Origin of the sequence: Paenibacillus spongiae, from assembly GCF_024734895.1 — a bacterium.
GTDB lineage: Bacteria > Bacillota > Bacilli > Paenibacillales > Paenibacillaceae > Paenibacillus_Z > Paenibacillus_Z spongiae.
This window is the reverse complement of the sequence record NZ_CP091430.1, coordinates 1,154,253-1,168,063: the sequence shown is the minus strand read 5'-3', so window position 1 is coordinate 1,168,063 and position 13,811 is coordinate 1,154,253. Positions and strand designations below refer to the sequence as shown.

Annotated in this window: 12 protein-coding genes; all 12 read right to left on the bottom strand. The window is 48.6% G+C overall.

Annotated features, from left to right (window positions below):
• Positions 1–63: 63 nt before the first annotated feature.
• The 12 genes from L1F29_RS05255 to L1F29_RS05200 all read right to left on the bottom strand — a co-directional run bounded on the left by L1F29_RS05255 (position 64) and on the right by L1F29_RS05200 (position 13,725).
• Positions 64–1,062, bottom strand: coding sequence for an alpha-amylase family protein (locus tag L1F29_RS05255; RefSeq protein WP_258387312.1), 999 nt, complete (start codon positions 1,060–1,062; stop codon positions 64–66).
• A 353-nt stretch (positions 1,063–1,415) separates the two neighbouring features.
• Positions 1,416–2,675, bottom strand: coding sequence for an alpha-L-fucosidase (locus L1F29_RS05250; RefSeq protein ID WP_258387311.1), 1,260 nt, complete (start codon positions 2,673–2,675; stop codon positions 1,416–1,418).
• A gap of 226 nt (positions 2,676–2,901) precedes the next feature.
• Positions 2,902–3,801, bottom strand: coding sequence for a carbohydrate ABC transporter permease (locus L1F29_RS05245; protein WP_258387310.1), 900 nt, complete (start codon positions 3,799–3,801; stop codon positions 2,902–2,904).
• Positions 3,802–3,817: 16 nt separating this feature from the next.
• Positions 3,818–4,708, bottom strand: coding sequence for a carbohydrate ABC transporter permease (locus tag L1F29_RS05240; protein WP_258387309.1), 891 nt, complete (start codon positions 4,706–4,708; stop codon positions 3,818–3,820).
• 75 nt (positions 4,709–4,783) lie between these two features.
• Positions 4,784–6,181 (bottom strand): ABC transporter substrate-binding protein, encoded by a 1,398-nt coding sequence (locus tag L1F29_RS05235; RefSeq protein WP_258387308.1) that lies wholly within the window; start codon positions 6,179–6,181, stop codon positions 4,784–4,786.
• A gap of 223 nt (positions 6,182–6,404) precedes the next feature.
• Entirely contained in the window at positions 6,405–7,301 is an 897-nt protein-coding gene (locus tag L1F29_RS05230) for an AraC family transcriptional regulator (RefSeq protein ID WP_258387307.1), read from the bottom strand.
• Positions 7,302–7,530: 229 nt separating this feature from the next.
• A complete protein-coding gene (locus L1F29_RS05225; protein ID WP_258387306.1) occupies positions 7,531–8,379 on the bottom strand; it encodes a phytanoyl-CoA dioxygenase family protein in 849 nt (282 codons plus the stop codon).
• Positions 8,380–8,595: 216 nt separating this feature from the next.
• Positions 8,596–9,291 (bottom strand): histidine phosphatase family protein, encoded by a 696-nt coding sequence (locus L1F29_RS05220; protein WP_258387305.1) that lies wholly within the window; start codon positions 9,289–9,291, stop codon positions 8,596–8,598.
• A 19-nt stretch (positions 9,292–9,310) separates the two neighbouring features.
• Complete coding sequence (locus L1F29_RS05215; RefSeq protein ID WP_258387304.1) at positions 9,311–10,171, bottom strand: sugar phosphate isomerase/epimerase family protein; 861 nt, start codon at positions 10,169–10,171, stop codon at positions 9,311–9,313.
• An 87-nt stretch (positions 10,172–10,258) separates the two neighbouring features.
• The gene (locus L1F29_RS05210; RefSeq protein WP_258387303.1) at positions 10,259–11,851 is read right to left on the bottom strand and encodes an extracellular solute-binding protein; all 1,593 of its coding nucleotides are present in this window, start codon (positions 11,849–11,851) and stop codon (positions 10,259–10,261) included.
• A 33-nt stretch (positions 11,852–11,884) separates the two neighbouring features.
• On the bottom strand, positions 11,885–12,787 hold the full coding sequence (locus tag L1F29_RS05205; protein WP_258387302.1) for a carbohydrate ABC transporter permease: 903 nt from the start codon (positions 12,785–12,787) through the stop codon (positions 11,885–11,887).
• Positions 12,781–13,725 (bottom strand): ABC transporter permease, encoded by a 945-nt coding sequence (locus L1F29_RS05200; protein ID WP_258387301.1) that lies wholly within the window; start codon positions 13,723–13,725, stop codon positions 12,781–12,783. The genes L1F29_RS05205 and L1F29_RS05200 overlap by 7 nt, the downstream gene beginning before the upstream one ends.
• Positions 13,726–13,811: the final 86 nt, after the last annotated feature.

The following is a 13,811-nucleotide window of genomic DNA, read 5'->3' as shown; positions in this document are numbered from 1 at the left end:
CGTTCAAGCCTGACAATTTCCAATAGATGAAGGGACTCCGTACTCTTGTGCCTCTTGTGCCGCTTAACCCCGAATCGTCGCCTTAATCGCTTTCAGCTGCTCCAATTGCTGCGGATCGATTTGGCCGAACCGGTTCACTTTCGTATCCAGACAAACGCTTCCTTCCTTATCCGTTACTTCCTTTACCCAGCCTGTGAGCTCCTTCGTATCGAAGTTTACGCCTTTATTGCCCCAGCCTGCCCAATAAGGATCGAACGAACCGAGAAACGTAAAGATAAAGTACTGGATGCGCTCCGCGGCGTCTACCCATCTGCCGTTCGATGGAACATGCCCCGGGGCGTTGGTTTCGCCCGCCGAATAATCCTCGTAAGGGGTATAGGACGCATTCGTCAGCTCGACGCCCGGATTAAACGTAATAATGCGATTGGCGTTCCCGCTTCTCGCGGCTTCGGCGAGCGTCCCGTAATTATACCGGTTGGACGGGTCGTCGTAAGTGCCCTTCACGACATGCGGAAACAGCCCGTCGAACCACCAGCCCGCCAGCTTGGCGCCGTAACGGTCCGACCATTCCCGGATGACCGCCTGCCACTTTTCCTGCGTTTCCTGGGATGGCGCCCCATCCATGCCTGGCGTATAGCCGAACGCTTTCGTAACGGCATAATCGCCTTCCCTCTGGTGGGCCGAGTGAGGCGGATTGACCGGAAGGTAAAGCATGAGCCGTATTCCGTACGGTTCCAAGGCATCGGCAATGTCCATCGGCAAGTCCCGCCTTGAGCATCTCTCGCCGGGCTGCAAGCCCGCAATCCGGTCATAAGCTGCATTCGGAGACAGATGGTACCCGCTATTCTGCCCGAGCGTCAGCAAGACGAAGCCAGCTCCGCTCTCAGCCACCTGTCTGGCATAGCCGGCCGCGTCAAATCCATCGATAACGTCGTCCCAGCTCTCCGTGTCCTTCCATTGCTCCTCCGGACCGCTTGCCACACGGTTGATATAGTTGGAAAGAAAGTGATGCGAAATGCCGTACTTGGCCTCTTTCAGCCAATCCGTATTCGGATTCCCCATATTCGGCGCTCCTTCTGGATAAGTCCGGTGAGTAAGCCCTCTTCGTCCGGTTCACCGGTCTTCATGGTTTTTTTGAAAATCTTCCTGAATTTTACTATTAATTTCATCCGCGTTCTAGTGCTGAATAAGATACTCGGCGATTGACGCAGCGCATAATAAAAAAGAAGTTTCTCGTCGGGTTCAAGTTGAACCCGGGAGAAGCCTCTTCAACTATCAATATAGTCAAACGGCGTTCCCCCTTGCGGAAACCATTGACGCTGCAGTCCATTGAGCCTAATTTACATCATGCCGCCCATCACATCCCCCATTTCCACCATCGCCGTTAAAAAGCCATATCGGTTGTTCACGTTATCTTATATGGATTCAGCTTCGATTTCCGCTACCCGCACGACCAGATTAATCCCGTACGGATACCCCGTTGCGTTAAAGGTAAATGAACCAGCAGATTCATCCTGCTTGAATTGCAGCTTTTCTCCATTATCGAGCCAACGAATCGAACTGATTTTGCGCGAGAGCCCGGTGAAGGTTTTGTCCCCAGCTCCTCCGCCGCCAACGGTTACATTGTCGTGGCCGCTAATTTTCAAATTGTAGATGAACGCATACAGCTTACCGTCCAACGTTTCCAGAACGAAGTTGCTCCCTTCGCCCTTCACGTCGCTTGGTTTGCCTTCGTAGACCGGCTTGTTGTGAAGGGCAATCCACTCGCCGACCGTCTCCAGCAAATGTTGCTGAATCGGCACAATGCGGCCTGTTGCGGTTGGCCCTACGTTCAACAAATAGTTCGCCCCCACTTTGCGGCAGGCGCACAAGCTCTCGATCAAATACGGCACTGATTTGTACGCGAAATCGATGCTGCCGATGCCCCAATGATCATTGATCGTTTCACACATTTCGGCCGCAACGTATTTCGGCATGCCTTCCCGGTTCATCGGCTCAGGACGCCCTTGCTCATAAGTCACGCTATCGATTTCCGGGTGTCCCGTCGCTCCGCGTTGATCCAGCCCCGTGTTATTGATAATGAGCGCGTCTGGCTGAAGTCGTCGAATCATGCTGTACAGCTCGTCAAGCTTCCAATCTGCATCCGGTTTGCTCCAGTTGCCGTCAAACCATAATCCGCCGATTTTCCCGTAATGGGTACACAAGATTTCAACGGACTTGTACAAGTATTCGAGATAGGCGTCGAAATCGTTTTTGAAGCTTTCCTCATGCCAATCCAGTGTCGTGTGGTACAGCATCGGAAGCAAATCTTCCTCACGGCAGGCCGTTACGAATTCGGCGATCAAGTCGCGTCCAGCCGGGCTGTGCGGTGCGTCGTATTCATTCAGCCCCCGCGTGTCGTACAAGGAGAAGCCGTCGTGATGGCGGGTTGTAATCGTAATATAGTTCATGCCGGATTTTTTGGCGATGCGTGCGATTTCTTTGGCATCAAAGTCGGCAGCGGTGAACGTGTCCTGCAGCTTTACGTATTCCGGCATCGGGATGCTGCCCAAATGTTGAATCCATTCGCCTTGTCCTAGCTGTGAATATAAGCCCCAATGAATAAACATTCCGAAGCCCAACTGCTCAAAATGTGCGATTCGGGGCTCCGGTATCGGTATATTGTTATGTGTCATCATCATATTCCTCTCATTATGGATCAGATATGACTTTATTGTAACCGTTACCCTGAACGATTAAGGATGCATAAAACTAACGTTCATTTATACAAAACTAAGTTGTAACCCACGCATTTGTGGGATTGCAAATTCACGATTGCCGTGTCGATTCTATCGAATGGATTCATGATCCATCATACTGTATGCGTTTCATCGAGTTTTACAATAATGTCCAATCGTCTTATTAAGCCTTAATCCCGGTCAATACTACGCCTTCGATGAACTTCTTCTGCGCTAAGAAGAAGAACGCGATGACAGGTATGATCATAATGGTCGTCGCGGCCATCATCATGCCGATCTCACCCTGCGAATTGCCCGTCTGCTGCTGAAAAACCCTCAGACCCAGAGAGAGTGTGAATTTCGACTGATCGTTCAAGTAAATGAGAGGGCCTACGAAATCATTCCATGCTCCCATGAATTGAAAGATCGCTATCGTCATAATTACGGGTTGTATTAATGGAAGCATAATACGGACATAAATCGTCGCATAGCCGCCCCCGTCAATGAAGGCGCTCTCTTCAAGATCCCGCGGAATCGACATGAGAAACTGACGGATCAAGAAGACGTTGAACGCTCCTCCCCCAAACCAGGCAGGGACCCATAGCGGCAAGAACGTGTTGACCCATCCCAATTGATTAAAGAGCAAGTATAGCGGAATCATCGTCACTTGACTTGGAAGCATCATAGTTGCAAGCAGCAGCATAAACGACAGATCGCGGCCAGGCCATCTTAACCGGGCAAATGCATATCCGACCAGAGGCGCCGTGACCAGAACGCCGGCCATGCTGAGCACGACAATGATCATCGTGTTCTCAAGAAACTGAAAGAACGGGAAGTACGTCCACATATCGACATAATTGCTCCATTCGAACGGTTTCGGAATCAACTCCGGAGGAACCTTGAACACTTGAAGCTCGGACTTCAGCGAGGTCGAGACCAGCCACAAAAGAGGAAATACGAAGATGATGCTTCCCGCCAATAGAACGGCATGCTGAACGGCACTGGACCATCCGGCCCGAAATCCTTTCGCCGAATATCTGATTGTCTTGTCGGCCTGGCGGTTACTCAAATCCAGACTAGCCATTCACGTTTCCCCTTTCTTACATCTGATCATAGTGCACCCATTTTTTTGAAAGCTTGAAATTGATCCAGGTAAAGACCATGATAATGACGAAAAGCACCCATGCCAGCGCTGAAGCGTAACCCATCTTCCAAAAGCGAAACGCATTGTTATATAGATACAAAACATAGAATAGCGTCGAATCGTTCGGGCCGCCGCCCGTAATCATGAACGATTGGGTAAAGACCTGAAAGCTTCCGATAATCCCGATAATCAGCTGAAAGAACAGCGTCGGGCTCAAGAGCGGCAGCGTTATTTTGAAAAACCGGTGGATGACGCCGGCTCCGTCGATTTCCGCCGCCTCGTAATATACTTTCGGTATATTTTTCAGTCCGGCCAGATAGATGATCATGCCTCCGCCGGCGCCCCATAACGACATTAAGATCAAGGAGTTCTTCGCCCAAGCCGGATCGGACAACCAGCCGGGCGCCGGCAAACCGAAGAATTGAACGATATTGGTCAGGATCCCGAAATTCGGATCGAACATCCATGCCCATAAAATCGATGCCGCTACAAGCGGGACAATAGACGGCATATAATACAAGGTCCGATATAAGGCAATTCCCTTAATATCGGCATTAAGCAGCATGGCAATCGCCAGTCCGATGATCATCGTCAGCGGTACGCTCAGGAAGACGTAATAAAAGGTGTTGTAAAGCGAAATCCAGAACAATTCGTCTTGAAACAGAGCTTTATAATTATCGAGACCGACCCAGACGGGAGGCTGGAGGATATTGTAATCCATGAAACTGTATCTTATCGATGCCGCAATAGGAAACAATGTAAATAAAACCAAGCCGATAAACCACGGGGAAGCAAATAAATAACCGACCATCGCTTCCTTGCGCATCATGCTGTTCCGTTTACCCAACTATATCGAGCCCCTTCCCACAGACAGTGGAGAATATGATGAGGCACTGGGCCTCATCATATCTCTCTCCCTTCTTTACTCGATGCTCTTGTTGTTCTTCCAGAATTTATCGAGCTCTTCCTGTACTTTTTTCGCAGCGGCGTCCAGAATCTCTTGTGGCTCTCCCTTATGGTAGATGGCTTCGTCAATTGCCCTCGCATGCTCGGACCATAAGAGCTGCCCGACCGGAGATACCGGCAGGCTGATGGAATGCTCGAGAGCGTCCATGGAAAACTTGACGGCATCTTTAATCCTTTGATTGTCCAGCTGATCCACATACTTTTCCATAAGGAATTGGTTCGTGTCTATATTGGCGGTCCAAGACGGGATCGTAATCCGTTTTTGTTCGGCATTATACTTGGCTGCACCTTCAGCACTGAACTTCGGACCTTCGGTTGTCAGCCAGCTCACCACTTCGAAGGCCGCTTCGGGGTTCTTGGCTCCTTTCGGAATCCCCCATGACCAGCCGCCGCTCCATGTCTTGAAATCCGCGCCTGTCGGTGTAGGAGGCATCGCAACGCCGAAATTGAGATTCGGCGCGAATCTCGCAATATCCGCAATCGCCCAGTTGCCGTTCGTTACCATCGCAACCTTGCCCGTCAGGAACGGATCATTCGCCCCGCCTTGAAAGGTGGATGAATAAGCGTTAATCTTCTTGGCTCCGCCCAGCATATCGTAGCCTTTGACCATAAACTCAAGCGCTTCGACATTCTCGGGCGAATTCAGCAGTACTTTCTTCCCTTCGTCATCCAGGTATTTGCCGTTATTCTGGATGGAATACAGATAGAGCCAGCTGTTCCCGAAGTTCGGGATGAATCCGATTTGTTTGAACCCGCCCTTATCATCCTTGATCGTCATCTTCTGACCGTATTCGAGCAGCTCGTCCCATGTCACAGGAGGACTTTCGGGATCAAGGCCGGCGTTAGCCATCATGTCTTTGTTGTAGTACAGAATACGATCGTCGATACCGACCGGGAGTCCCCATATTTTCCCTTGGAACGTCATCTCCTTCACGGTATACGGGTAAAACCTGCTCAAGTCGAAATTGGACTTCTCAATATATTCATCCAGCGGCATCAGGATCCCCCGCGAAGCGACTTCCATAATAAACGGGGCATTCAAATTGACGACATCCGGCGGCGAACCGGAAGCGATAGCCGCGGTCAGCTTGCTCAAATCTTGCGTATCGTATCCGCCGGACCCCGGCATCGATTGCGGGACAATCTCAATGCCGGCATGGGTCTTGTTAAACTCTTCGATCATCTCTTTGTTGCCGCTTCCAACTGCCATCGGATCAAGACCCCATACGATGACTTTCGTTTTCCCCCCCGATTTGCCGTTCGAGTCTTCCGGTTTATTCGTGGAAGAGCTGCAGCCCGCGCCAACAATAAGAACCATTAATGCAACCAATGCGCTTAATAATATTTTTTTCACTGCTTCGACCCCCTAAACTGAATTAGAGAACGCTTTCATTTCGACAGAAAAAGAAAAACCTTGCTTCACGGACCGACTATTTCCTCTCCTCTCTCTCCTTTATTGCAGTTCAAGCTCACGAGACAATCTGATTATATATAAGTATCTTCAAGTTGTATTTTTAGATTTCTGCCCGAAAATTAAACATTTTCACCATTTCGACACATTTCTACATAAATTCATGCTATTTAACTACTTTCGAGCAGATATTCTGCTTGCGGTATTCAACCGGAGGAGTACCTGTGTGCCTTTTAAAAAAAATACTGAACGTATGAATGGAGGTGAAGTTCAGTGTTTCCGCAATCGCGCACACCGATTCGTTCGTTTCCCGCAGCAAGTGCTTGGCTTTATCCAGACAAAGCGATCGTATATATACGCCGATGTTTACGCCCATGTGCTGCTTAAATTCGCGCGCCAAATGAGAGCGGCTAATATGAAACCGTTGACTGAGATCTGCGACATTGTGATCGGCCCGAATATCGGAATGCAAATAATTTAATATATCGATGATGACCGTTGCCAGCTTTCTCCCTTCCGTGTGTCCCTTATTGTCCGCATTATAGATTCGCACGATCGTGACCAAAAGCTGAATAAACATCCCTTCGACCATCATCTTGCTTAGCTGGCGTTTCATGCGAACCTCGTCGACAATGCTATCGAATAAATATTTAATGAAATGGTTCTCGTCTTTTTCCACGCGGTTAAAGCCGATTCGGTAATATTCGATCTCCAGGCTTCTCATCTGTTCGAGATTGAAACCGAGGTAATAGAGGCGAAAAGGCAGCTCCCCGGAAGCCGCTCCTTGATGGCTCTCGCCGGGCTTAGTCAGGAATAAATCGCCTTTACTCACCGTATACAGCGAGTCATTAATGGTGAACCACCCTTGTCCGCTCTCCACATAACACAGTTCAAAGTGCTCATGGTGATGTTCATTTACTCCCCAAGTTTCGTGAAGAACCACGCCGATATACGATAAATTTTCAAAATCCATTTCGAAAGGCAGTTCGAAACGGATTTCCCTTTCCGATTCCATTAAATGCGCGTTCTTAGGCGTAGAAAATTTATCGGATTGCTTTGGCATTGTAAATTCCCTCTCCTCTACAGCATGATCGATTACTATTATTTATTTAAGCGGATTTATTATTGTCCCCTCCTATACCCTTATTACTCTTTTGCCCTAGGACCCTAAATGCCGCAACAAGGGAAACATCAGGTTGATCATATTCGACAAAGACCGTTCCTCCCATTCCGTTTGGACGGGAAGAACGGTCTTGTATCGCTTCACAAGCATTGACTTTCGAATCGTAATTTCAATCAACCGATCCGGCAGGATAGAGGACCGGCCAGTTCTCGCCCTGGAATCGTTCTCCATCTTTCCCCTTCATCATTTGGGCGTTAAAGTGGCCATCGCCTTTCTCCGTAGAACGATACCGGGTCTCGCCCGACATCAAATGAACCGCCATGGACCGACGCGCGTGATCGGTTGTATTCGGACCGCTGCCGTGGATCGTCAAGGCATGATGAAAGCTGACCTGACCGGCCTTCATGACTAACGGAACCGTTTCGAACTTTTCGTTAGCCGGAATGTCCATCATATCCCGCTGTTTCTCCAAGTTTTGCTCGAAAAAGTTATTGACACTCAACAATCCCCATTGATTGCTGCGGGGCACCACTTGCATGCAGCCATTGGACAGATCTACATCCGTAAAGGCAACCCAAGCCGTAACCAGCGTCGGCTCCATGCAGCATTGCCAGTACACATAGTCCTGATGCCAGCCGACGTTCGCCGTTTCTTTGGCCGTCGCTCTGCCCGGTTTATAGAGCAGTTGATCATGAAACAGCCTAATGCTCTCAGCTCCAAGAAGTTTACCGGCTATCGCGCCTATCGTAGGGTCTGTCGCTACTTTTCGAAGCGTAAGGTCCGACCAATGGGAATTATCCGTCTTGCGCAGCGATCTCGGATGATCGCGGCCTTCCAGCCAATTGCAAATCGGCTCCCTTCCGGTTTCATAATCACCATGGTACATTTTATCTTGATGTTCAACAATTTCAGACAACTCATCGGGTGAGAAAATGACAGGAGAAACCCAGTAACCGTTTTCTTTAAAGAAGGCAGCATCCTGCTCCGTAGGCAGGCAATTTTCCAATGCAGTGAACATGGTATACACCTCGCATGTACTTTTTAAATATATGATTCATTGTACATGGGATGAATCGATACGTATTTCTCAAAATCATGCATAAATTTAAAGATTTTAACCAAAAAAAGATCTAGGAAATGAATACCGCCCGGCAACAAAACAAATAAGATCTGCCGCTCTTAAGCGGCAAATCTTATTTGATTACAGATCCGTTCTATCACTGTTTTCGTCGCTTCAAACATCATTGGCCAAAAGTCCGGCTGTCGAGATTTTCAGCCCCGCTTCATGAAGATGAGCTATACTTCCCAAGCCGGTACAGCGGGGAACCGCCCATTCCCGACTCCTCTCCTCGAACAAAACCGTGGTAACGGAGCTTGGCGGGAACCAAAATCCGCTCCAGGCGATCGGCAAAGGGATCTCGAGCAAATGGGCCAGCCAGGTCACCCCAAACCCGTGATGGCAAAATACCGCGATCGTTTCGCGGTTAGGCGACGCTATGCGGTACCTGCCTTCTTCTCTTACATATCCATGACGCTTTAAAAAAACGTCGGAATCCGCATTGAGCTTATCGTAATCCTGCGCGTAATCGCGATATGGGGTGCGCTCCCGCCATATTTCATGGCCGGGGTAAGGCTGAATGCCCCTCACGGTTTCACCGGGAATATTCCAGGCCGCGATTTTGCTGCCTTCGAAAATAACGGGATTCAAGCTCAATTCACGTGTCCACGGTTCGATAACCGGTTCGATTCCGAGCAGCTCGGCGGTATACTGCATCGTATGGAGCGCTCGGTTGACCGGAGAGGAATAGATTCGGTCGATCCCTTCCTTCTTCAGCCTTTGAGCAAGCGCCTGCGCTTCCAAATGCCCCGCTGCCGTAATGGTATCGTTGGGGTAATCAGGATCGGCGTGACGGATTATTAATATTCTCATTCAATTCCCCCCATTTCTCTTATTTCAGAGAGATTACATAATTGCCCAGATCGAACGCGAATTTCAGGCCGGCATCCCGTATCCCGTCGGGAAGCTTGTTTACGCCATTATGCGCTTCATAGGTAAAATCGCCGCTATATCGGATTTCTTTGAGCGCCCCCACCAGCTCGGTCCAATCAATTGTGCCTTGATACGGAAGGAGATGCTGGTCACTTGCGCCGTTGTTGTCATGGATGTGAGTCGCTTTCAACCGGCTGCCGAGTATCCGGAATGCAGATGCCTGTTCGATCTTTTGCACATGGGCATGACCCGTATCCCAGCAGGCGCCGACCAGCCGATGATCGAGTGCGTCGACGAGCTGTGCGAGTTCTTCGGCATTCGCGAAGAAGCGGTTATAACCTTGAACATGGCACACGTTTTCAAGAGCGATGCCTACTCCCGTTTCTTCAAGCACAGGAAGTAAACGGCGATAGAAATCAATATTGAAGTCCAGTATTTCCCGGTAAGTTTCTTTCCCGTCTTTAGAGATATCGGATGGGTGAAATACAACCCAGGGAATACCCAGAATAGCAGCCGTTCGCAGAGATCTCTCCGCAAGGCCGATAAACGAATCGAGCGTCAACCCTGCTGCGAGGTTCTTAAATGTCCCTCCGTGAACAGGCCCGTGCATCTGGGTGAATCGGACTCCCCATTGATCCGCGTAAGCACGCATTTCCTTCGCCCACGCTTCCTCCTCGCTCCAGCTGATTTGCAGCATCTGCCCCTGCAAATCCCAGTAATTCATGTCCAAAACTTGAAAGCCGGCTGCAGCACATCTTCGCAGCGCTTCCATCCTGGATACGGAAGAACCAAAGACGTTTAATGATGTAGATACTTTCATCGGATAAAAGCTCCTTCCCCAATTTCGCTTGTTCGAATGAGATAACGAGCCCCCTCCTGGAAGAAGGGGGCTGTCATCGGAATCCTCCTACTTTTTGTATCGCTCATACGCGGCTTCGTAAATTTCCATATATTCGTCAAGACCCATTTTTTTCAGAGTCTCCGTATATTTGTCCCATTCCGTAAACGGAACGTTGCCTGTAATGAATTTGGCTTGCATTTCCGTCACATACGTTTCGATATCGGCTTTTAACGCCGACATTTTATCCGTTTCCTCCTGCGTGTAAACGAAAGGCGCCCAAATCTCTTCAGGGAATTGAGACTCTACTTTCTTAACGGCCTCGACGGAGGAAGGCATCCCTTCCGATCCTTTAAAAAATTGCTGCTTCAGAATGCCGGGATAACCGCCGCCGGGCCAGGTCAAGTATTGCGCTGCAGCTTGGTCCTGCGTCAAACCTTTCGGATTGTTTTTGATCTCATCCACGAATTCATATTGACCATCCGCCGTTTTTTTGTAAGTCACGTTTTCAAAGCCCATGAAGAACATTTTTGCGCCCTCGTCGCTGTACAAATAATCGACCCATCTCATCGTAGCTTCGGGATATTTATTGTTACTGGTAATGACAAATTGTCCGGACGATCCAACCGTCGCTCCCACATTCGCATATAATTGATCCCCGTGCGGCCCCGTCAAAGTCAAACCGCCGGTATATCCTTTTTGCTTAAACATGGCTTCCGGATTATAACCCGGGTGCACGACATACTTTCCTTCAATACCATTGGCAATCGCTTGGTCGGCGTTTGCCGAGAACGTATCCTTGTACAGCAGTCCTTCGCTGTAAAGCTTTTGTATATATTGCAGCATCTCCTTATACTCCGAGGCGACTGGAATAAATCGCAAATCTCCCGTTTTCGGATCCACGTCAACGTTCGGATGAGACGCCCCTCTGTTCCCGAGCCCCCATGAACCTTTAATATGACTGATTAAGTTGTCAATAGGGCCGCCGCCGATCGGGATGGCATTAGGGTCCTTTTCTTTCACTTGCTTGAGGAAGTTATATAGCTCTTCCGTCGTTGTAGGCATTGATACGCCTAACTTATCAAGCCACTCCTGTTTATACCACATGAAGGTACCCGAACGCATGGCCGTAAAAGACGGATCGGTTATTGTCGGAATCGCGTATATATTCCCGTCAGGCATTGTCATTGCTTTCTTGATTTCAGGATTTTGATCCAGAATACGTTTGATATTAGGCGCATGATTCTCAATCAAGTCGTTGAGTTTGATTAAAATGCCCTGCTGGCCGTACTTCTGCTGATCCGAGCTGGAAAAACGGCTTCCATAAAACACATCCGGATAATCCCCGCTGGCCAGAATAATGTTTTTCTTCTCCACTAATTGCTCCCTGATGACATCATTCCATTCCACGTTGATATTCGTCATTTTCTCATATTCGTTCCAGAGCATGATGTCGTTCAAGTTCTGCGATGCGAATCGCTTCGGGGCGAAAAATTTGATCGTTACCGGCTCTTTGACAATCGGCATCCCTGATTCCGTCAAATTGGATTTGGTTTCCGTTGGTTCAGCCTTTTCCGTTTCCGGTGTTTTGGCGCAGCCGCCAAGAAGCGAAGAGATCATCAACGTTCCGATTAAAAAGCAAGTCCATTTCTTCATTTTCATTGTAGATCCTCCTGGGATTGGTAACGACTCGTCTTACCCTTTAATAGCACCTATCATGATTCCCTTGGTAAAATATTTTTGCAAAAACGGATAAAGCATCAGAACCGGCAGGTTCGCAACGATAATGACGGCATATTTGATCGTTTGCGCGTATAAAATCTGATCTGTCAACGCATCCGCGCTTTCCGACATTTGCTCCATTTGATTCTGGATCAAAATTTCTCTTAATATTAACTGAAGCGGGAACCGGTCCCGATCGGTCAAATAAATGAGTGCGTTGAAAAACGAATTCCAATGACCGACGCTGTAAAACAACGTCATGACGGCAAGGATCGGCATCGACAGCGGCAATATGATCTTCAGAAGCAAATGGAAATCGGAGCTGCCGTCGATCGCCGCCGCCTCATGGATCTCGGACGGAATGCTTTGCTGAAAAAAGGTGCGCATAATGATAATGTTCCAAACCGATACCGCGCCCGGAATGACCAGCGCCCATACCGTGTTTAACATGCCGAGATTTTTGACCAGCATATAACTTGGAATCAGTCCGCCGCTGAAGAACATGGTAAAGACGAACATGGCCATGATGGCATTTCTTCCCGCCAAGTCTCTTCGCGATAAAGGAAATGCCGCGAGAATCGTCATGACGAGATTGATCGACGTACCTAGAACGGTATACATGATCGTGTTAAGATACCCGGTTAAAATCTCTTTGTTCTGAAATATTTTTTCATACCCCAGGAACGTGATATCCTTCGGCCACAGCCACATGTTCCCGCTGTTGACCGCTTGCGGATCGCTGACCGATGCGCTTGCTACGAATAGGAGAGGGTATAGGATTAGAAGAAGGATGATGGTAAGCAGCGCATAGTTCATCCATTCAAACACGCGATCCCCTCTAGTCTGACGCGTTACTGCATCCGCATCGCTTACCATAAACTGCTCCCTCCGGCTCTTCTGGCAATGAAGTTGACCGTTACCAGCAAAATAAAATTGATAACGGAATTAAACAAGTCGACAGCCGTTGCGAAGCTGTACTGGGCTTCCAACATTCCGCTGCGATAAACGAAAGTGGAGATCACGTCGGAACTTTCCATATTCAAACTATTTTGCATCAAAAATACCTTTTCAAATCCAACTCCCAATATGGAGCCCGCTTTTAAGATGAGCAGAATAACGATGGTCGGCATGATGCCGGGAATATTGATATGCCATATTCTTTGCAGTCTGGAAGCCCCGTCGACTCTGGCCGCTTCGTGCAGCTGAGGATCGATTCCGCTTAAGGCGGCCAAATAAATGATCGAGCTCCAACCCATATGCTGCCAAACGCCCGACATGACGAAGATCGATTTGAACCATTCCGGTTCCGTCATAAACCTGATCGGCTCTCCGCCGAATAGCTTGATGACCTGATTGACGATCCCCGTTTCCGGAGCCAAGAAGATCATGATCATGCCGACCAGAACGACAGTCGATAAGAAATGAGGCATATAAGTGACGGTCTGGATGAGCCGCTTATAAAACTTATGTCTCACTTCATTGATCATAAGCGCCAGAATGATTGGGATCGGAAATCCGACCGCGAGTTCATACAAGCCGATGCTTAGCGTGTTTTTAATTAGCCGCCAGAAATAATAACTGTCAAAAAAACGTTCGAAGTGCTTGAATCCAACCCACGGGCTTCCGAATATGCCATTCGTCGCGATAAAATCTTTGAACGCAAGTTGAACGCCATACATCGGCCAATAATGGAAAACGAGAAAATAAAGGATGACTGGGGCGAGCATGACATATAACCGCCAGTTTTTAAGAACCGATTTCCACACTCTTCGATGGTTTGGATTCGAAATCTCGCTTGCAGGCAATGCTTTCATCGATATGCAAACACCTTCCCTGTTTCTTGACTATTGGAACGTTCCTGATATCCACAGTAATCGTTCATACAAATTTCCGCCATCGG

What these genes read in the sequence shown, in the direction of transcription:
- L1F29_RS05200 (WP_258387301.1), bottom strand. Translation starts at nt 13,725, where the DNA reads ATGAAAGCATTGCCTGCAAGCGAGATTTCGAATCCAAACCATCGAAGA.
- L1F29_RS05210 (WP_258387303.1), bottom strand. Translation starts at nt 11,851, where the DNA reads ATGAAAATGAAGAAATGGACTTGCTTTTTAATCGGAACGTTGATGATC.
- L1F29_RS05230 (WP_258387307.1), bottom strand. Translation starts at nt 7,301, where the DNA reads ATGCCAAAGCAATCCGATAAATTTTCTACGCCTAAGAACGCGCATTTA.
- L1F29_RS05245 (WP_258387310.1), bottom strand. Translation starts at nt 3,801, where the DNA reads ATGGCTAGTCTGGATTTGAGTAACCGCCAGGCCGACAAGACAATCAGA.
- L1F29_RS05220 (WP_258387305.1), bottom strand. Translation starts at nt 9,291, where the DNA reads ATGAGAATATTAATAATCCGTCACGCCGATCCTGATTACCCCAACGAT.
- L1F29_RS05255 (WP_258387312.1), bottom strand. Translation starts at nt 1,062, where the DNA reads ATGGGGAATCCGAATACGGATTGGCTGAAAGAGGCCAAGTACGGCATT.
- L1F29_RS05225 (WP_258387306.1), bottom strand. Translation starts at nt 8,379, where the DNA reads ATGTTCACTGCATTGGAAAATTGCCTGCCTACGGAGCAGGATGCTGCC.
- L1F29_RS05250 (WP_258387311.1), bottom strand. Translation starts at nt 2,675, where the DNA reads ATGACACATAACAATATACCGATACCGGAGCCCCGAATCGCACATTTT.
- L1F29_RS05205 (WP_258387302.1), bottom strand. Translation starts at nt 12,787, where the DNA reads ATGGTAAGCGATGCGGATGCAGTAACGCGTCAGACTAGAGGGGATCGC.
- L1F29_RS05215 (WP_258387304.1), bottom strand. Translation starts at nt 10,171, where the DNA reads ATGAAAGTATCTACATCATTAAACGTCTTTGGTTCTTCCGTATCCAGG.